The 18,710-nt window shown below is 72.9% G+C and carries 16 protein-coding genes and 2 pseudogenes; 6 read left to right on the top strand and 12 right to left on the bottom strand.

Translation table 11 applies throughout. The features are described from left to right. Positions 1–31: 31 nt before the first annotated feature. Positions 32–286: pseudogene (locus tag GA0070612_RS20835) on the bottom strand (acyl carrier protein); the annotation flags it as partial. Positions 287–301: 15 nt separating this feature from the next. Here GA0070612_RS20835 and GA0070612_RS20830 point away from each other — a divergent pair. After that, positions 302–979: a 4'-phosphopantetheinyl transferase family protein gene (locus GA0070612_RS20830; protein WP_088989438.1), complete on the top strand. Its 678-nt coding sequence runs from the start codon at positions 302–304 to the stop codon at positions 977–979. On the opposite strand, the gene GA0070612_RS20825 is transcribed toward GA0070612_RS20830, so the two are convergent. From GA0070612_RS20825 to GA0070612_RS20780, 10 genes are all read right to left on the bottom strand, one after another. Continuing rightward, entirely contained in the window at positions 907–2,256 is a 1,350-nt protein-coding gene (locus GA0070612_RS20825; RefSeq protein WP_088989437.1) for a class I adenylate-forming enzyme family protein, read from the bottom strand. The genes GA0070612_RS20830 and GA0070612_RS20825 overlap by 73 nt on opposite strands. Before the next feature lie 924 nt (positions 2,257–3,180). Continuing rightward, positions 3,181–3,498: an antibiotic biosynthesis monooxygenase family protein gene (locus tag GA0070612_RS20820; RefSeq protein ID WP_088989436.1), complete on the bottom strand. Its 318-nt coding sequence runs from the start codon at positions 3,496–3,498 to the stop codon at positions 3,181–3,183. Further along, complete coding sequence (locus tag GA0070612_RS20815) at positions 3,495–4,778, bottom strand: beta-ketoacyl synthase N-terminal-like domain-containing protein (protein ID WP_088989435.1); 1,284 nt, start codon at positions 4,776–4,778, stop codon at positions 3,495–3,497. Before GA0070612_RS20815 ends, GA0070612_RS20820 begins: the two co-directional genes overlap by 4 nt. Before the next feature lie 74 nt (positions 4,779–4,852). Then, a complete protein-coding gene (locus GA0070612_RS20810) occupies positions 4,853–6,127 on the bottom strand; it encodes a beta-ketoacyl-[acyl-carrier-protein] synthase family protein (RefSeq protein ID WP_088989434.1) in 1,275 nt (424 codons plus the stop codon). 115 nt (positions 6,128–6,242) lie between these two features. After that, positions 6,243–6,647 (bottom strand): cupin domain-containing protein, encoded by a 405-nt coding sequence (locus GA0070612_RS20805; RefSeq protein WP_088989433.1) that lies wholly within the window; start codon positions 6,645–6,647, stop codon positions 6,243–6,245. Further along, positions 6,640–7,395, bottom strand: coding sequence for an SRPBCC family protein (locus tag GA0070612_RS20800; RefSeq protein WP_088989432.1), 756 nt, complete (start codon positions 7,393–7,395; stop codon positions 6,640–6,642). The genes GA0070612_RS20805 and GA0070612_RS20800 overlap by 8 nt, the downstream gene beginning before the upstream one ends. Further along, on the bottom strand, positions 7,392–8,834 hold the full coding sequence (locus tag GA0070612_RS20795) for an acetyl-CoA carboxylase biotin carboxylase subunit (protein ID WP_088989431.1): 1,443 nt from the start codon (positions 8,832–8,834) through the stop codon (positions 7,392–7,394). The genes GA0070612_RS20800 and GA0070612_RS20795 overlap by 4 nt, the downstream gene beginning before the upstream one ends. Positions 8,835–8,853: 19 nt before the next feature. Then, a complete protein-coding gene (gene accB, locus GA0070612_RS20790; protein WP_088989430.1) occupies positions 8,854–9,378 on the bottom strand; it encodes an acetyl-CoA carboxylase biotin carboxyl carrier protein in 525 nt (174 codons plus the stop codon). Continuing rightward, positions 9,375–11,117 carry an acetyl-CoA carboxylase carboxyltransferase subunit alpha gene (locus GA0070612_RS20785; protein ID WP_088989429.1) on the bottom strand — a complete coding sequence of 581 codons (1,743 nt, stop codon included), beginning with the start codon at positions 11,115–11,117 and terminating at the stop codon, positions 9,375–9,377. Before GA0070612_RS20785 ends, accB begins: the two co-directional genes overlap by 4 nt. Next, positions 11,114–11,452: a TcmI family type II polyketide cyclase gene (locus tag GA0070612_RS20780; RefSeq protein WP_088989428.1), complete on the bottom strand. Its 339-nt coding sequence runs from the start codon at positions 11,450–11,452 to the stop codon at positions 11,114–11,116. Before GA0070612_RS20780 ends, GA0070612_RS20785 begins: the two co-directional genes overlap by 4 nt. A gap of 445 nt (positions 11,453–11,897) precedes the next feature. Between GA0070612_RS20780 and GA0070612_RS20775 the strand changes: the two genes are divergently transcribed. From GA0070612_RS20775 to GA0070612_RS20755, 5 genes and pseudogenes are all read left to right on the top strand, one after another. Then, positions 11,898–12,695 (top strand): AfsR/SARP family transcriptional regulator, encoded by a 798-nt coding sequence (locus GA0070612_RS20775; RefSeq protein ID WP_088989427.1) that lies wholly within the window; start codon positions 11,898–11,900, stop codon positions 12,693–12,695. Between the two features lie 127 nt (positions 12,696–12,822). After that, a pseudogene (locus GA0070612_RS20770) lies at positions 12,823–13,164 on the top strand (TcmI family type II polyketide cyclase); the annotation flags it as partial. 97 nt (positions 13,165–13,261) lie between these two features. Next, positions 13,262–14,611: an FAD-dependent oxidoreductase gene (locus GA0070612_RS20765; protein WP_088989426.1), complete on the top strand. Its 1,350-nt coding sequence runs from the start codon at positions 13,262–13,264 to the stop codon at positions 14,609–14,611. 305 nt (positions 14,612–14,916) lie between these two features. Then, positions 14,917–16,104, top strand: a complete 1,188-nt coding sequence (locus tag GA0070612_RS20760) for a hypothetical protein (RefSeq protein ID WP_088989425.1) — start codon at positions 14,917–14,919, stop codon at positions 16,102–16,104. 267 nt (positions 16,105–16,371) lie between these two features. After that, a complete protein-coding gene (locus GA0070612_RS20755) occupies positions 16,372–17,580 on the top strand; it encodes a low temperature requirement protein A (RefSeq protein ID WP_088989424.1) in 1,209 nt (402 codons plus the stop codon). Between the two features lie 58 nt (positions 17,581–17,638). On the opposite strand, the gene GA0070612_RS20750 is transcribed toward GA0070612_RS20755, so the two are convergent. Further along, positions 17,639–18,466 carry a hypothetical protein gene (locus tag GA0070612_RS20750; RefSeq protein WP_088989423.1) on the bottom strand — a complete coding sequence of 276 codons (828 nt, stop codon included), beginning with the start codon at positions 18,464–18,466 and terminating at the stop codon, positions 17,639–17,641. Between the last annotated feature and the right edge of the window lie 244 nt (positions 18,467–18,710).

The following is an 18,710-nucleotide window of genomic DNA, read 5'->3' as shown; positions in this document are numbered from 1 at the left end:
TCGCCGCTGAGTGGCTCGCCGCCGCTGAGCCGCTCGCCGCCCGGGTGACGCGGTCGGCGACCATCGTGGTGAACTCGCCCACCGTCATCAGGGCCAACTGCTCCGACTCGTCATCGGCGAACGTCACGCCGTAGCGGTCCTCGACCCGGACGGACAGGTCGGCCAGGGCGAGCGACTCCAGGTCGACGCCGGCGGGGCCGAGCGTGGTGTCGTCGTCGAGTTCCTCGACGTCGTAGTTCATGTCGGCGAGCTGCTCGACGACGAAGGCGCGGACCTCGGCTCTCATGGATAACCTCTCTGGGTGGGTCAGCTGACGGCGTCCGGTCGGGACACCGCCTACGTGTGGGTCGGTCGGGACACCGGCGGTCAGCCGGATCCGGCCGCTGATCTGCTGCGTCGGGCGGGCGCTCTGCTGCTCGACCGTCCGGCTGCCGAGCTGCTGCTGACGCACGACAGCGCGGGACGGCCAGTGGTCCGCACCGGACGGTCGGAGCGGCTGCCGGTCAGCGTCAGCCGTACCGCCGGGATCGTGGTGGTCGCCGCCCGCCCGGCCGGCGCGGTCGGGGTGGACGTGGAGCGGATCCGTCCGCTGCCCGCACTCGCGCTGGCCCGCCGCTGGTTCCCCCCGACCGAGTCGGCCTGGTTGGCCAATCGGCCCGAGGCCGCCCGGGCGGTGGACTTCCTGCGGTTGTGGACCGCGAAGGAGGCGGTGGGCAAGACGCTCGGACGAGGGCTGCGCGGTGGCGGACTGCTCCGGGAGATGCCGCCCCCGGGGTGGCCGTGGCGACCGGTGCCCGGCGCGGAGACCCTGTGGGTCGGCCACCCGCCGCTGGGCGGGGACGTCGTCCTCGCCGTCGCGGTGCGCGCGACGGCCCAGGTCGAGGTCGCTGTGGCGCAGTGGCCCGGTCACGACGAGGCCGCCGAGCGCAGCGCGTCCGTCGAACGGACCAGCTTGCCGGTGGTGGTGCGGGGCAACTGATCGAGCAGGCGCAGCACCCGAGGACGTTTGTAGCCGGCCAGCCGCTCGGCGAGGAGCTTGTCCAGCGTCTCCTCCGACAGCGGCCCGTCGGGTTGGACGTACGCGGTGATGCCGTCGTCCCAGACGACCACCGCGGCGGCCACCCCGGGCAGCTCGGCGACTGTCGTCTCCACCTCGGTCAGGTCGACCTTCATGCCGCCCACGGAGACCTGCGAGTCGAGTCGACCGCGCACGGTGACCAGGCCGGTGTCGGGGTCGACGGTGCCGGCGTCGCGGGTGTGCAGCCAGCCGTCGGCCCACCGGGTCGGGTCGCTCAACCCGACGTACGGCGACGCCGGGCAGGACACCCACAGCTCACCGCCGGACTCGCGGACCTCGATGCCGGGCGCCGGGGCGATCGACGGTCGGTGTGACCCGTGCAGGTCGGTGCCGATCACCCCGACCTCGGTCATCCCGTACATGTTGCCCAGCGGCACGCCGTACCGGTCGGTGAAGGCACGGGCGACCGCGGCCGGCACCAGCTCGCCACCGGTGGTCATCCGCCGTAGCTGCGGCAGCGGGCCGGCCGGCCGGGTGGAGGCGAGCAGTCCGATGTGGAAGGGAACACCCAGCACTGTCGCCGGTGTCGCGTCGGCGGCGATCGCGGCCAGGACGGCGTCACCGCTGAGCCGCTGCGGCGGCACCAGCTCGACCCCGACGTGCAGCCCGTAGAGCAGGCCACCGACCAGGCCGAGCACGTGCACCATCGAGGGCAGCAGGATGATCCGCTCGCCGGGCCGGGCGACCCCGTCGATCTGCGTGTAGCGGTGCACCTCGGCGACCAGGTCCGCTGCCGTGCGACCGATCACCTTGGACGGTCCGGTGGAGCCGGAGCTGAGTTGGATCACGGCGTGGCCGCTGACCGCCGGGCGGTCGGCGTACGGGGTGACGCCCTCGGTGACGTCGACGAAGATCCGCAACGCGCCACCGCCGCTGCGGATCGGCGCGACCACCACCTGTGGGGTGAGCCGAACCAGGGCGCGGTCCACCTCGTGGTCGGTCAACCGGTGGTCGAGCAGGATCGCCTGCGCCCCGGCCCGCCAGGTGGCGAGCAGGTTCACCACGTACGCCAGCGACGGCGGCAACCGCAGCGCGGCGGCCCCACCGGGACGCAGTCCGGCCGCGCCGAGCCGCCCCTGCGCGGTGGTCACCAACTGGTGCAGGGTGGCCCGATCAATGGGTTCGGGCAGACGGAGACAAATGTCGGTAGAGCGGCCGGCGAACAGGATTTCGTCCACCCATCCGGGGTCCGTCGCCGTAGGATCTTCTGCCACCACTGCCGTTCACCGCCCAGCATCAAATGGGGCATTTATGCCCATGACGTACGCTTGTCGGGGTGCTGCGGGGAACCATACGGCGCACACAGGGACCATTGCTAGATGCAAATGGATGGATCAAAAGAAGCGGCCAGCCGGATTGCCGACAGCCCGTTCGGCGGGCAGGATCAGGCGCGCGCCCCGGCGGAGTGTCACCGAGGCATGACCCCTCGTACCACCGTCGCGCGCCCCCAACCGGACGGCCGATGGCCACTCGACCAGCGGGTGAATCGCGCGCACCCGCACCGGCGCCGGCCGGGTCTGCTGCTGACGAGTCGCACACGCAGCCGGATCAGCCGGTACGCCCCGGCGACGTCAGGCGATGGCCTCGGCGGCAGCGTAGGGCAGCCGCGCCCGCGCCTCCTGCGGATGCAGGGCCGCTGCGGATGCAGAGCCGCCTCAGACGCAGAGCCGCCTCAGACGCAGAGCCCAGGGTCTGCTTGACGGCGACGATGACCGCCGACCCCACCGGTTCAGTGAACTCCGCACGGGCGGTGTCGTCGCCGCTCAGCAGAACGGCGCGTCGAGGCGGCCCTCCAGATTGCACAGACACAGTGCCTTCATGGGTCCGGGACACTACGCGCTCGGCGATGCACGCTGAACACCCATGATCAAATGATGAGAAATAGCTCAGGGACCGTCCTGAAACCTATTTTCCATCATTTGATCATGGGCACAGCGGCACAGCGGCACAGCGGCACAGCGGCACAGCGGCACAGCGGCACAGCGGCACAGCGGCACAGCGGCACAGCGGCACAGCGCCACAGCGGCACAGCGGCACAGCGCCACAGCGGCACAGCGCCACAGCGCCACAGCGCCGCAGCGGTTCGGCGAGCGCGGACCGCCTCAGGCCAGGGCGGGCGTCTGGGCGTGGATGTGGAAGCGCAGCGAACGGGCGTCGGTGAAGCACTCCCGCATCGGGCGGACGAGGTCCCGGTGCTCCGGGCTGCGTTCCCAGGTCTCGAAGTCGGCCAGGCTCGCCCACTCACTGGTGATCAACCACTGTTCCGGGTCGGTCGACGACCGGCACACCTGGTCGACCAGGTGCCCCGGCACCCCTTCGGCCACCAGATGCCGCACCTCCTCGTAGGCGGCGAGGAACGCCTCGGTGCGCGGCGCCGGCACCCGCACCAGGAAGACCACCCGGGCCCGCTGCTCGCTCATGACGTTTCCCCCTTCGTCGGCGCGGCCCCCCGCAGGACCAGCGCGCTGTTGAAGCCGTCGAAGCCCCGCGCGCAGACCAGCGCGAGGCGGTTGCGCGGCCGGCGGTGCTCGCGCAGGAAGTCCAGCTCGCACCCGTCGGCCACCTCGTCCGGGCCCGCCGAGGCCGGCAACGTGTCGTGGGCGAACGCGAGCAGCGCGGTCGCCACGTCCAACGCCGACCCACCCTGGTATGCCCGCCCGGTCAGCGGCTTCTGCGTCGTCACCGGAGGCGGCCGGTCGCCGAACACCGCCCGCAACGCCTCGGCCTCGCTGCGGTCGTAGCGGGGCACCCCGAGCGCGTCGGGCAGCACCACGTCGATCCCGTCCGCCGCGACGCCGGCCCGGTCCAGGGCCAACCGCATCGCCCGCGCGTACTGGACCGGGTCTCCCGCGCTGTCCGCCGTGGTGTGCGCAGCGTCGTGGGTGGAACCCCAACCACTGACCTCGCCGTACACCCGGGCGCCCCGGGCCAGGGCGTGCCCCAACTCCTCCACCACGAACACCGCTCCCCCCTCGGCCGGCAGGTAACCGCTGGCCGAAGCGTCGAACGGCAGGTACGCCCGCTCCGGGTCGGTCACCTCACTGAGCAGACCGGAGCGCAACTGGCACGCCAACGCGTACGGGCTCAGCGGGCACTCGGTCGCCCCGGCGATCACCACCGGGGTGCCCCGGCGTACCGCCCGGGCGGCGTGCGCGAGGCTGTCCAGCCCGCCGGCCGACTCGGCGACGAGAACCCCGCTCGGGCCCTTGAACTGGTGGTGGATGGAGAGCTGACCGACGCTGGCCGCGTAGAACCAGGCGATCGACTGGTACGCCCCGACCGTGTGCGACGTCCCGCCCCAGAGCCGTTGCAGCTCCCGCTGGCCGAACAGGTTGCCGCCCGACGAGCTGGCCAGTGTCACCGCGTACCCGTACGGATCGGGTGCCCGCTCGGGCAGGCCGGCGTCGGCCAACGCCAGCCGGGTCGCGGCGAAGCCGAGGTGCGTCCACCTGTCGGTCTGCACCAACTGTCGACTGTCCGCGTAGGACTCCGGGGTGAAACCGGGCACCTCCCCGCCGTTGCGGGTCGGGTACCCGGACGGGTCGAACAACGTGATCGGACCGGTCCGCCGGGTGCCGGCCAGCACCGTCCGCCAGTGCGCGTCCGCGCCGATGCCACTGGGCGCGACCACACCGATGCCGGTCACCACCGCCCGGGCCGGCGGGGCGCTGACCCCGTCCCGCTGCCGAGGAGCACCCACGCCCTCACCCGGCCCAGCGGCGCGAGCGCCGCCATCCGGCCCAGCGGCGCGAGCGCCGCCGTGTTCCTCGGCGCTCACGCCGCCACGCTCCCGGCCAGTCGGCGGAACACCATCGCCGACTGGAAACCACCGAACCCGCTGCCCACCGACAGGGCCACGTCCACCGGGACCTCGCGCGCCTCGTTCGGCACGTAGTCCAGGTCGCACTCCGGGTCCCGGGTGCTCCAGTTCGCCGTTGGCGGCACCACCCCGAACTCGATCGCGAGGGCACACGCGGCCATCTCGATCGACCCGATCGCACCCAACGAGTGCCCGACCATCGACTTGATCGAGCTGATCGGCACCTGGTACGCGCGCTGACCCAGCGCCCGCTTGAAGGCGGCCGTCTCGTGCCGGTCGTTCTGCCGGGTGCCCGAACCGTGCGCGCTGATGTAGGACACCTGCTCCGGGATGATCCGACCCTGCTTCAGGGCGTCGGTCACGGCGAGGCTCATCTCCAGCCCGTCCGGCCGCAACCCGGTCATGTGGTAACCGTTGCTGCGGCTGGCGTACCCGGCCACCTCGCAGTAGATGTGCGCCCCCCGCCGCAGGGCGTGCCCGGCCTCCTCCAACACCAGCACCGCCCCACCCTCGGCCAGCACGAACCCGTGCCGGCCCGCGTCGAACGGACGCGAGGCGTGCGCCGGATCGTCGTTGTCCGGACTGGTCGCCTTGATCGCGTCGAACGACGCCACGGTCACCGGCGAGATCGGCGAGTCCGACGCGCCGGCCAGCATCACGTCCGCCTCACCGTCCACGATCATCTGGTGGGCGTACCCGATGGCGTCGATGCCGGAGGTGCAACCGGTCGACACCACCTGCGCCGGGCCGTGCCACCCGTGCCGGCAGGCCACGTCGGCCGCGAGGCTGCTGGGCACCAACGCCTGATAGAGGTACGGTCCACCGCGCGCCGCGTCGACCAGCCACCGCCGGCCGTGCTCGCTGACCGTGACGTACTCCTGCTCCAACGCCATCGTGCCGCCCACGGCGGTGCCCAGCACCACCCCGGCCCGGTCCCGCTCCGCGTCGGTGAGCACCAGTTGGGCGTCGGCGAGCGCCTCGGCGGAGCAGGCCAAGGCGAACTGGACGTACCGGTCGGCCCGACGACGCTCGGCCTCGCTGAGCCCTGCCGCGACCGGGTCGAAGTCACACTCGGCGGCGATCTGCGACCGGAACGGCGACGGGTCGAAGAAGGTGATCCGCCGGGTGGCGGTCCGCCCCTCGGTGATGGTCTTCCAGAACCGGTCCCGGCTCGCGCCGCCCGGGGCGACCACCCCGACCCCGGTCACCACCGTGCGGCGCCTGGTCATCGCGCCACCTCGGTTCGCGACTGCGGGGCTCGCAACACCGGCTCACTCCTCGCGCTCACGACGCCACGGATGGTTCGCGACTGCGGGGCTCGCAACACCGGCTCACTCCTCGCGCTCACGACCCGCCCCGCTGTTCGACGAGCTCGGTGTCGACGTGTCCCAACTCGGGGCGCGGGGCGAGCGGGCCCAGGTGAAAGACCACCTCGGCCGGTTCGACGCCGGTGTTGCGCAGCCGGTGCCGCACGTTCACCGGGACGAACAGGCCCTCGCCGGTGGCCAGCAACGTCGGCTGGTCGTCCAGGTCGACGGTGATCGCGCCGCGGACCAGGTACAGGAACTCCTCGCTGTACGGGTGGTAGTGCTCGGCGATCCGCTCCCCCGGCGCGAGGGTGGCCACCCCGAGGAACCCCGAGGTGCTGCCGACGGTGCGGGGGCCCAGCAGCACCCGCAGCTCACCGCCGCGCCGTCGATCGGCGGGGACGTCCCGGGCGGCGACCGGCCGCGTGCTCAGGTCACTCATCGTCGGCCTCCGTCGACTCGTCGCCGGCCGCCGGGTGGCAGTGGTCGGCGCGTTGCCGGGCGATCCGCTCCACCCGGTCCTTGATCACTGCGAGTTGGATGACGCTGTTGGTGTTGATCCGCTCGGTCATCGCGGCGTTGTCGACGGGCGCGGTGGGCTTCATGGCGAAGTCCTGCGTCCAGGTCATCCGGGTGCCGCCGTCCTCCTCGGTGTAGCGCCAGTGGATCCGCATGTACTCGAACGGCCCGGTCTCCACCCGGTGCGCCCGCACCTGGCGGCTCACCGGGTCGGAGGTGCGTTCACTGACCCAGCTCCAGGACACCCCGTTCTCGTCGGGGTACATGGTGAGCCGGAACCGCACCGTGTGCCCGTCGCGGTGCAGGATCTCCACCACGGCGTACTCGGTGAACAGCTCGGTCCAGTTCGCCACGTCGTTGGTGACCTCCCAGACCACCGCGAGCGGCGCGTCGATGACCACGCTGTTCTCGGTGTGCCCGGGCGGGTCGGCGCGGTTGGCGACCAGGTCGGCCACCGCCGGGATGCTCAGGTGCCCGGCCTGCTCGGGGATGCTCACCTGCCACCTGTCGGCGACGACCGCGGAGAGTTCCAGCAGGGCGAGCGAGTCCATGCCCAGCTCCTCCAGCGACGCGGCGGGCGCCCGGGCCGCGGCGTCGGGGTCCAGCCCGCAGTGCGCCACCAGGATGTCGGTGATCTCGGCGGTCATCGGGCGACCATGGGTGACGGTCATCGGGTCCTCCTGTTGGGTACGTCGGGCGTCGCGGCGGACGCGGGGCGCGGTGCGGGGGTGGCGGTCGGCCGCTGTGCGGGCGCCGCACCGGGCACACCGAGCAGACGGTCGACCAGGCCGGTGGTGTAGCGGCCTTTGCGGAACGCGGCGTCGTCGAGCACCCGCCGGACGAACGGGATGGTGGTGTGCATCCCCGGGCCGGCGACGTCGAACTCGTCGAGGGCGCGTTCCAGCCGGTTGAGGGCCAACTCCCGGTCGGGCGCCCAGACGATGACCTTCGCCAGCAGCGAGTCGTACCAGGGGCCGATCACGTAGCCGGCGCTGGCGTGGGTGTCCACCCGGGTGAACGGGCCGCCGGGTGGGGTGAAACGGTCCAACCGGCCGGGGGTGGGCACGAAGCCGCGCCCGGGGTCCTCGGTGTTGACCCGGCACTCCACCGCGACACCACGCAGTCGGATCTCCTCCTGCCGCCAGCGCAGCGGCACCCCGGCGGCGATGTGCAGCTGCTCGTGCACCAGGTCGATCCCGGTGACCATCTCGGTGACCGGATGCTCGACCTGGATCCGACAGTTGATCTCCAGGAAGTGGAACTGCTCCTCGGCGTCGACGAGGAACTCCAGCGTGCCGGCGCCGACGAAACCGACCTCGAGCGCACCCCGCAGCGCCGTCTCGGCGATGGTGTCGAGGACGGCGGCGGGCAGCGCCGGGGCGGGCGCCTCCTCGATCAGCTTCTGGTGTCGGCGCTGCACCGAGCAGTCCCGGGTGCCCAGGTGCACCCCGTTGCCGTGGGAGTCGCACAGCACCTGCACCTCGACGTGCCGGGCCTCGGTCAGGTACCGCTCGACGTACACCCGGTCGTCGCCGAAGGCGGCCTGCGCGGCGGCCCGGGTCCGGGTGTACGCCCGACGCAGCTCGCCCGGGGTGCGGACCACTGTCATTCCCCGACCGCCGCCACCGGCGGCGGCCTTCACGATCACCGGGTAGCCGACGGCCTCGGCGATCTCGGCGGCCGCGGCGGCGGTCGGCACCGGTGCGACGCTTCCCGGCGACAGCGGCAGGCCGGCGCGGCTCATCAGGGCCCGCGCCGAGGACTTGTCGGCCAACGCGGCCATCACCGCCGGCGGCGGGCCGATGAAGGTCAGCCCGTTGTCCGCGCAGATCTCGGCGAAGTCGGCGTCCTCGGAGAGGAAACCGTAGCCGGGGTGCACGGCCTGCGCGCCCACCTGCCGGGCGGCCTCCACGATGGCCGCGGCGTTGAGGTAGCTGCGCCGGCTCGACGCGGGACCGATCCGGATCGCCTGGTCGGCGTGCCGGACCGCCGCCGAGTCGGCGTCGGCGGCGGAGTAGACGACGGCCGTCCGTACGCCCAGTTCGCGGCAGGCGCGCAGCACCCGCAGCGCGATCTCGCCCCGGTTGGCGATCAACACGGTCTCGAACATCGTCACGCACCCCGCGCCGTCACGCCGGGTCCAGTTCGACCAACGGCTGGTCGTACTCCACCGACTGGCCGTCCTCGACGAGGATCGCGACCACCCGACCGGCGCGGTCGGCGGTCACCTCGTTCATCAGCTTCATCGCCTCGACGATGGCGACCGGCTGGCCCGGCCGGACCAGGTCCCCCACCGCGACGAACGGGCGTGCGCCGGGCTCCGGCGACCGGTAGAACGTGCCGACGATCGGCGCCCGCACCGCGGCGCGTCCGGGCGTCGACGGTGGGGGCGACGCCGCCGGCGGGCCGGGCACCGGCGGCGTCTCCACCAGGGCCGTCGACGGGGGTACGTCGGATCGGGTCACGGTCTCCGGGTGCCACTCGACCTCGAGGACCGCCGGTCCGCTGCGCAGCCGGATCCGGCGTACCGGCCCGGTCAGCTCGGCGATGAGGTGCTGCGCCTGCCGACGCAGTCCGGCCAGCGCCTCCTCCTCGACGACCTCGGTGTCCTCGGGCGCCTCGACGGTCGACACCGCCCCGTTCTCGGCGCTCACCGGACACCTGCCCGCTGACCGGCACGGGTGGCGCCGAACCGCCGGAACCGTTGCCGGCGGAGGCGGACCAGCATGGCCGGTGGCACGTCGAGCAGCGGCAGCAGATTCGCCAGCAGGGCGGCCCGCAACCGCAGCGCGGTCTCCGCCGGGTCGTCGTGCGCGGCGGCGGGCGGCTCCGGTACGACCTCGTCGACCACGCCGAGCCGACGCAGGTCGGGGGCGCTCAGCCGCAGCGCCCGGGCGGCCTGCGGTGCCGCCGAACGGTCCGGCCAGAGGATCGCCGCACAGCCCTCGGGGCTGATCACCGAGTAGACGGCGTTCTCCAGCATCAGCACCCGGTCGGCGACGGCGAGGGCCAGCGCGCCGCCGCTGCCGCCCTCACCGGTGATGACCGCGAGCACGGGGGTCGGGAGCACGGTGAGGGCGAGGATGTTCTCCGCGATGGCCGCCGCCTGGCCGTGCTCCTCGGCGCTCACCCCGGGGTCGGCGCCGGGGGTGTCCACCAGGGTCACCACCGGTAGGCCGAGCCGGGCGGCCAGGCGCATCAACCGCAGCGCCTTGCGGTGCCCGGCCGGGCTGGCCATGCCGAAGTTGCGGGCCACCAGTTCGGCGGTGGTGTGCCCCTTCTGGTGTCCGATGACCATCACGTGTCGGCCGGCCAGCCGGGCCAGCCCGCCCACGATGGCCGGGCAGTCCGCGCCGAGGCGGTCGCCGTGCAGCTCCACGAAGCCGTCGAAGACGGAGTCGAGGTAGTCCAGCGTGGTCGGCCGACCGGGGTGCCGGGCCATCCGGACGGTGTCCCACGCGTCGCGTACCGCCGGGGTTGCGTCGGCGTCCGGGGATGCCGGCGGTCGCGCCGCGGCGGTGTCGTCGGCGGCGAGGCGCTCGCGGTCCGGCGCCGGCTCCTGCCGGGGTACGGGCGGGCGGGTCGGAGCGCCGGCGCGGGTGACGGCGAGCAGCGCCGTCAGCCGTCCGCGCAGGGACCGGCGCTGCACCACCATGTCGACCTGCCCGTGCCGGAGCAGGAAGTCGGCGGTCTGGAAGCCCTCCGGCAGCGCCCGGCCGGTCACCTGACGGATCACCCGGGGCCCGGCGAAGCCCATCCGCGCGCCGCTCTCGGCGAGCACCAGATCGGTGTTGGTGGCGAACGACGCGGCCACCCCGCCGTAGGTCGGGTCGGTCAGGACGCTCACCGTGAGCAGACCCGCCTCGCGCAGCGCGGCGATGGCCTGGCTGACGGTGGCCATCTGCATCAACGACAGCACGCCCTCCTGCATCCGCGCGCCACCGGAGGCGGTCACCAGGACGAGCGGGATGCGCTCGTCGAGCGCCCGTTCGGCGGTCCGGGTGATCAGCTCACCGACGGCGCAACCCAGGCTGCCGCCGAGGAACCGGAAGTCCATCACCGCCATCGCGACCGGGTGCCCACCGATGGTGGCCGTGGCACAGACGACAGCTTCGACAAGGCCGGTGCTGGCCCGCGCGGCGGTGAGCCGGTGCGGGTACGGCAGCACGTCGACGAAGTCGATCGGGTCCGCCTCCGGCAGCCGGTCGGCCAGTGGGTGCAGCGATCCGGGGTCGACGAGTTGGCGCAGGCGCTCCGGTGCGCCGAGTCGGGTGTGCTCCCCGCACTCCGGGCAGACGTCCAGGTTGCGACGTAACCGTTTGCGGTAGAGCAGGCTGGCGCAGCCGGCGCAGCGGGACCAGAGCTGCTCCTCACGCGGTGCGGTGGCCGTCACGACCGCTCTCCGACGTCCGGGGCGTCGAACCGGTAGAAGCACTGGGCCATGGCGTCACGCGGTGAGCGCCAGGTCGACAGGTACGGCGAGACGTACGGGCGCAGGCGGTCGCTGACCCGGATGAACTCGGGGTGCCCACGGGCGGCCTCGACCGCGCCCTCCGTCGGCTGCTCGGTCTCCAGCAGGTGCACGTAGAGGTCATGCAGGCGGTACAGCGAGCGGTGCCGGACGCCGACCAGGCGCGGCAGCTCCGTCGCGTCCGACTCGGCGAAGATCTCGGCGACCCGCTCCGCGGCGGCCGGATCCACCTTCGCGACGATCAGCGATCGGTCCATACTGGGCCTCCCCCCACGGCGTCCGGCCGGCGACGGGTGGTCCCCGGACGCGCTGGACGACTGCCCACACGATGCGGCAGTCCTCGTCACGGCGGCGTCACCGGGCAGGGCCCACCATGGACGCGCCGTCGTGACGCTGCGTTGACGCAAGCTGTGCATCAGCTATGCGTCAACCATGCGCCAAGCCCTCGATCGATCCGATGTTTGTGCAGTTCAGAACCGATCTCAGGTTGACTGTCGCCAATAGAAGGCCCACGTCGACGTTGACTCAACGTAACCGCTATTGATAATCTTCACGGTGGTCAGCCCGGCGGCCTCGGCCGGTGGGGGCCGCGCCCGGCAGCCGGGGTCGCGCGTCCACCGGTGGGGTCGACAGAGGCGTCACGGGCAGCCGATCCAGGACGCAGCAGACAGTCGGGACGAGCGTTCCGCAGGGGGTGCCGCCGTGGCCGCTGATCCGACCGTGCCAACCGCCGGAGGCCCGCCCGAGGAGGGCGTGTCGCTCCACCTGCTCGGCGGCTTCCGGCTGCTGCGCGACTCCGCGCCGATCGTGGTGCCACGCGGGCTGCAACGGGTGATCGCGCTGATCGGGCTGCGTCCCGGCGCCACCCGCAGCCAACTCGCCGGCCTGCTCTGGCCGGACGCGTCGGAGGAACGGGCGCTGTCGTCCCTGCGTACCGCGCTGTGGCGGCTCCGCCAGGACCCGTGCTGCCCGATGACAGTGACCGGCGACACCGTACGGCTCGACCCGACGGTCCGACTCGACGTCGACGATCTGGTGGGTACCGCCGCCCGGGTCCGCGACGGCGACGATCCGAGCACCGCCGCCGGGGCGCTCGCCGCCGGACGGCACGACCTCCTCCCCGGGTGGTACGACGACTGGGTGCTGCTGGACCGGGAGAGATTGCGGCAACTCCGCCTGCACATGCTGGAACAGGTGGCCGGGCAACACCTCGCCGCGGGACGGCACGGCGAGGCCCTCGACGCCGCGCTGGAGGCGATGGCGGCCGAGCCGTTACGGGAGACTCCGCACCGGCTGGTCGTCCGCATCCACCTGGCCGAGGGCAACGCCTTCGAAGCCGTGCACGCCTTCTACGTCTACCGGGACCTGCTGCGCAGGGAGTTGCGCCTGGAGCCCAGTCCGGCGATGAGCGCCCTGCTCGACGACACGCTCGCCCCGATCCGTCAGGCCAGCCGGGAAGCCGTCGCCGGTCGCCCGTCACCGGCCGGGCGGCGTACGTGACGGCACCACCCGTCACCGGCCGTCCGGTTCGCGTGACGGTGATGTGACAGTCGCTGCGGCACGGTGGGCGCACAGAGCACGTGGCGCCGATCCGAGGGTCGGGAAGGCCACCGGCGGAAGGGGTCCCATGAGTCGTCTACTGATCGTCAGCCGGATCATCCCGGGCGCGGAGGGGCGGGTCGCGCAGATCTTCGCCGAATCCGACGCCACCGAACTGCCCGGCCTGACCGGCGTCACGCACCGGTCCCTCTACTGCCTGCACGACCTGTGCGTACACGTGATGGAGACATCGGACGTCGACCCGGACGCCCTGGCCGCGGCCCGTAACCACCCGCTCTTCCAGCAGGTCAACGAACGGCTCTCCGCGCACACGTCGCCGTACCTGCCGACCTGGCGATCCCCGCGCGACGCGATCGCCAGCTGCTTCTACCGGTGGGACGCCACCGACGTGCCGGCGGCACGACCAGCCAACACCGACGTGCCGGCGGCACGACCAGCCAACACCGACGTGCCGGCGGCACGACCAGCCGACACCGACGCGCCAGCGGCGCACCCGGCTGGTTGACATGGGCGGCGCGCCACCGCACGTCCTGATCATCGGGGCCGGCACCGGAGGGCTGTGCCTGGCGCACGGCCTGCGCCGGGCCGGGATGACCGTCGCCGTGTACGAACGGCACCGCGACCGCGCCGACGGGCTGCTCGGCTACCGGGTCGGCATCGGCCCGACCGGCAGCCGCGCACTGCGCGAGTGCCTGCCGCCGGAGCTGTTCGCCACCTTCCTCGCGACCTGCGCCCGACCGCCGCACTACTTCAACGTGGTCACCCAGGGGCTCCGTCAGACCGCGTCGTTCCCCCTGCGACCGAACGCCGACCCCGTGCACACCGAGCACTCGGTGGCCCGGATGGTGCTGCGCCACGTCCTGCTCACCGGCCTCGACGACGTGGTGCACTTCGACAAGACCTTCACCCGGTACGAGCAACGCGACGACGGCACTGTCACCGCGCACTTCTCCGACGGCACGACCGCCACCGGGGACCTGCTGGTCGGGGCCGACGGCACCCACTCGGCGGTACGCCGGCAGTACCTTCCGCACGCCGTCACCCGCGACGCCGGCACCATCAACATCGCCACCCGCATCCCGTTGACCGCGCACACCCGCGCCCTCGTGCCCGAGCGCGTCGCCCAGGGCATCTCCCTGATCTTCGGCGTCGGCGGCATCATGGGCGTCCTGCACGTCATGGAGTTCAAGTGGGACGCCACGCGGGCCGTCAAACCGGGCGTCAGCGACACGGACGCCGCCCTGTTGAAGAACTGGCCCGGCCTGTCGCAGGACACCACCACCGACAACATCAACCTGATCATCTGGAGTACGGCCCGCCGGTTCCCGACCGACGTGATGGCGCGTCGCGGGGAGGACCTCGTCCAGGTCGCCCTGGGCCTCACCACCAACTGGCACCCCCACCTGCGCGAGTTGCTGACCCGAGCGGAGCCGGCCAGCGCCCTACCGATCAAGGTGTCGACCTCCGAGCCGGTGCCTCCCTGGAAGAGCAGCACCGTCACGTTGCTCGGCGACGCCATCCACACCATGACCCCCGGTCGCGGTGTCGGCGCGAACACCGCGCTGCGCGACGCCCGCCTGCTCTGCGAGCAGCTCACCCGCGCCACCGCCGGTGACAAGACCCTGCTCCAGGCCGTCGCCGACTACGAGGCGGCGATGGCGCCGTACGGCTTCGCGCGGGTCGCCGAGTCCTTGAACCGCAGCGGCACCAGCGGCGACGACCGGATGTACCGGCCGGTGGTGGGTCGGCTCGCGCTGCTCGGCGCGCGTGGCTACTTCGGAGTGACGAGCCGGGTACCGCGGCTGCGCCAACGGTTCGTCGACGACTTCCACACCTACGAGGGCGATCGGGACTGAGTCGGGCAACGGCCCGTCGACCCGGGCCCGGCGCACCCGCCGGGCCCGGGTCTCGTCGTGCCGGGGCCGCCCCGTGCGAGCCGTAGCAGTGCGGGTGCGGTCGGGTGGGTACGGCCGGGCGAGTGCGGCGCGCGGGGTTCCTGGCTGTCAGGGCGACGCTGCGTCACCCACCGGCAACCGGCTGGCGTGACAAACCCGCCCACAACGCCTCTGACCGAGCCTCTCTGTCATCGGTAACAGGCGTGTGCGAAGCTGCGGCGAGTTTTTCTCGTGACTTTTCCAACGAGGTGAGAGGGAGGTTCGCCGTGGCGTGGTCTATCGGACACTCGCTGACAGTGGTACTGGCACTGGTGCTGGGACTGGCCGCCGGGTGGCTGCTACGCGGCCGGCGGGGCGCGCAGGGCAGGTCGATCGTGGAGGGTGACCCGGTCGCCGGACTGGCCGTGATCTCCACGCCGGCGCCGGCGGCCACGACCGACGAGCCGCGGCCCGCGGCCGCCGTCGACCCGGCACCGACCGCCGTCGCCGACGAGCCGGTACCGGTGGACACGGTCAGCGCGCCGGCTTCGGTGACCGAGGCGGACACCCCCACCCCGACGCCGGTACCGGCGGAGGCCCCGAGCACCGTCGACCCGTCCGACATGGCGCTGACCGAGCCCCCGCCGCCCGTACCGGTCGCCGAGGCCGATGCGGACGAGCTGCGGCCGGAGTCCACTCCGGAGCCGGTAGCGGTCGACGAGCAGCATGCGCCGACGACCGTCGTCGCCCCCCGCAAGCCGGCGGACGACCTCCCCCCGGGCGACACCACTCCGGCCGATGTCACCCCGGCTGACGAGCCCGCCGTCGTCACCCCGGCCGACGAGCCCGCCCGTGCCGTTTCGGCTGAGGAGCCGGTCGCCACCACCCCGGTGGACGAGCCCGTCACCGCCACCCCGGCCGACGAGCCCGTCACCGTCACCCCGGCCGACGAGCCCGTCACCGTCACCCCGGCCGACGACGCGGAGACCAGGGCCTCGGCCGTCGACCCGGAGCCGGCGACCGCCGACGCCGCGAACGCCGAGCCGGTGGACACCCGGCCCGCCGACGCGGCATCGGCGACCAGCGACGCGACGGACGCCGAGCCGGTGGACGCCGAGCCGGAGCGGGCGGCCGTGGCGACCCCTCCGGTCCGACCTACCGACACCGCGACCCCTCCGGTCCGTTCGGCCGACGACGCCTCGATCGCCACCTACGAGGGCGACCCGACCGGGCCGGCTGACGACTTCCGCCGTATCCAGGGGATCGGACCGAAGATGGCGGCGGCGTTGCAGGACGCCGGCGTGCGCACGTACGGCCAGCTCGGTGACCTGGACGAGCCGGGGCTGCGCGACCTGATCCGGGCCGCCGGTCTGCGCGCCGCCCCCGGGCTGGCCAGCTGGCCGCAGCAGGCCCGCGTGCTCGCCGGTGCCAGCGACCAGATGGCCGCAGCGCTGCCGGACAGCAACCAGGCCTGACGCCTGACCTGGAGCCCCCGGCCGGCCGTCCACCGCGACGACCGGCCGGGGGCTCACTCGTCGGTGGCGACCTGACGATCCACGCGACAGCGCGAAGCCCCCGGTAGCGACCCGGGCCGCACGCGCCCGAATCCCGGCACCCGGGCCGACCGACCCGGTCGGGGGAAGACCCGGCGATTCCGGGGCCGTGCCGCCGACCGGTCGTTACCGTCCGTTGAGGTGGGCCGGACAGGTCCGTCGAGTCGACCGGTCCCGCAGGAGCAACCCGTGCACCTTCCCGCGCCGGATCCCGCCTCGCCGCAGGCCGTCGGCCCCCCGGTGCGAGACCCGGAGGGCCCGCGCCGGGTGACCCTCCTCGAACTCTTCTTCGACCTCGTGTACGTGGTCGCGCTGGCGCTCATCTCCCGGACGATGGTCGAGCGGCTCGACTGGCACAGCGCCGGGCAGGCCCTCATCATGCTGGCCGCCGTCTGGTGGACCTGGGCGATCACCACCCTCGTCACCGACCTGTACGACCCGGAACGCACCGAGATCAAGCTGCTGATCAGCGCGGTGATGTTCGGCGCGCTGCTGATGACGACGGCGATCCCGGAGGCGTTCGACGACCGTGGGTCCGTCTTCGCCGGCACCTACGTGGCGATCCACCTGGGGCGCGGGCTGTTCCTCATGCCGGCGGTGCGGCGTCAACCGCAGACCCAGCGTCGGGCGGCGCGCATCTTCGTCTGGTTCGTGGTGTCGGCGGTCCCGTGGCTCATCGGCGCGTTCGTCAGCGGGGATGCCCGGATCATCTGCTGGACGATCGCGCTCGCCATCGACTACCTCGGCTTCCGGCTCGCGTACCCGGTGCCGGGGCTCGGGGTGGTGCCGGAGACGCAGCGCAACGTCACGGCGGAGCATCTGTCCGAGCGTTACCAGCAGTTCTTCATCATCGCGCTCGGCGACTGCATCCTGACGATCGGCACCATGTTCAGCCTCAAGCACAACGAGGCCGAGAACCTGGCGGCGTTCGCGGTGGCGTTCCTGACCACCCTGCTGCTCTGGCGGATCTACGTACACAAGTCCGGCGAGCTGCTGCCGAGCGCCATCAAGGCGTCCGAGTCACCGAGCAGATTCCTGTTCAGCGCGCCGTACACCCATCTGTTGATGATTTCCGGGGTGGTGACCACGGCGTCCGGCTTCCACCTGGTGCTGCACGAACCCACCGGGGAGACCCCGCCGGCCTGGCTGGCGGTGATCCTCGGCGGCCCGGCGCTGTTCCTGGCCGGCCGGGCCTCCTTCGAGTACGAGGTGTTCAGCCGGGTGTCCTGGTCCCGGCCGGGAGGCATCCTGGCGCTGCTGACCATCGCGCCCGCCGCGCTGTACGTGCCACCCATGGTCACGTCCCTGGGGGCCCTGTTGGTGCTGGTCGCGGTGGCGTACGCGGACTTCCGACGAAGCCACGGCAAGCCGCCGGAGATTCCCAGCCCACCGCACTGAGCCGCCGGACGAGCGCGGCCCGGTCAGCGTGGGGTCGACGAGGCGGGACGCCCGCCGCTCACACCAGCGCCCCGGCGTACCCCCGCACCTGCAACCGCTGTCGGGCGGTGCCGGCCAGGCGCACCTGCAGCCCGAGCGGCGCGGCGGCCCGGCGGACGTCGTCCAGGTGCAGCGATCCGTGCCGGTCCACGGTGAGAACAGGGGGTTCTTCGAGCTCACCCTCCGGGGCGTGGAAGGAGAGCAGGGTGACCGAGGTGGTGAGGTAGCCCGGGTACGCGGCGCGGGCCGCCGCCTCGTCCCGGTGCGAGAGCACCACCAGGTCGTCGAGGTGGGCGAAGTCGGCGGCGAGAGCCCCGGCCTTCCAGTGCGCCGGTTCCTCGGCCGTCCCGGTGAGGTGCCGGGACCGGTTCGCCGAGGTGATGTAGAGGTGGTCCGACCCGGTCTCGGCGAGCGCCCGCTCGAAGAAGGCGTTGGACGGGCAGGTGAGACCGGGTGCGATCACCTGGGTGGTCCGCAACCCCTGGTCGACCTGGACGAGGTGCTCGGGGATCCGTTCCGCCGCCGGCCCCCGGAAGCCGAACGGCCCGGCGCCGTAGAGGGCGTCCATCAACGCCCGCACCCGCCCGATCGGCAGGCGCGGTGAGATCCGCGTCCAGTCGTACATCCCCGGGATGCGTCCGACGGCGGTGGTGATGCTGCCGACGTGGTTCGCCGGACGGCCCTTGGCGAGGTTGACCCGGCGCACGGTGGCCGCGTCGGGTCGGGTGACGATGGCGTAGAAGTTGGCGAACGCCGCCGCGACGACCGCACCGCCGGCGAGCGCGCGGGCCGCGACCGCGACGTCCTCGGGGCGGTCGATGTACAGGGGCGGTGTCGGGGCGTCCATGAGTCCTCCTCGGCGGGGCCGTGAGGCAGTTCTACGTCCACCGGCCCGTACGGCGGCGAGGTCGGTCGGCGATCCGATAGCGGGCCCACGCGACAGGGTGCGGGTGGCCGATGCGCGAGCGGTACTCAACGGTGGACCGCATCGGCCGGACGGACGATTCGCGGGGCCGTTGCCGGGGACCGTTAGCCGCGTGACCCGATTGGGTACAACGCCTGCACCTCAGCAATCCACCACATTCCTCAGG

The sequence above is a fragment of the Micromonospora chokoriensis genome (assembly GCF_900091505.1).
Taxonomy (GTDB): Bacteria; Actinomycetota; Actinomycetes; order Mycobacteriales; family Micromonosporaceae; genus Micromonospora; species Micromonospora chokoriensis.
This window is presented reverse-complemented; position numbering and strand designations above follow the sequence as displayed.

Bases quoted from the DNA above. Each gene is read 5' to 3' on its own strand.
- GA0070612_RS20820 (WP_088989436.1), bottom strand. From the start codon at position 3,498: ATGAGCGAGCAGCGGGCCCGGGTGGTCTTCCTGGTGCGGGTGCCGGCG.
- GA0070612_RS20810 (WP_088989434.1), bottom strand. From the start codon at position 6,127: ATGACCAGGCGCCGCACGGTGGTGACCGGGGTCGGGGTGGTCGCCCCG.
- GA0070612_RS20805 (WP_088989433.1), bottom strand. From the start codon at position 6,647: ATGAGTGACCTGAGCACGCGGCCGGTCGCCGCCCGGGACGTCCCCGCC.
- GA0070612_RS20800 (WP_088989432.1), bottom strand. From the start codon at position 7,395: ATGACCGTCACCCATGGTCGCCCGATGACCGCCGAGATCACCGACATC.
- GA0070612_RS20795 (WP_088989431.1), bottom strand. From the start codon at position 8,834: ATGTTCGAGACCGTGTTGATCGCCAACCGGGGCGAGATCGCGCTGCGG.
- GA0070612_RS20780 (WP_088989428.1), bottom strand. From the start codon at position 11,452: ATGGACCGATCGCTGATCGTCGCGAAGGTGGATCCGGCCGCCGCGGAG.
- GA0070612_RS20765 (WP_088989426.1), top strand. From the start codon at position 13,262: ATGGGCGGCGCGCCACCGCACGTCCTGATCATCGGGGCCGGCACCGGA.
- GA0070612_RS20750 (WP_088989423.1), bottom strand. From the start codon at position 18,466: ATGGACGCCCCGACACCGCCCCTGTACATCGACCGCCCCGAGGACGTC.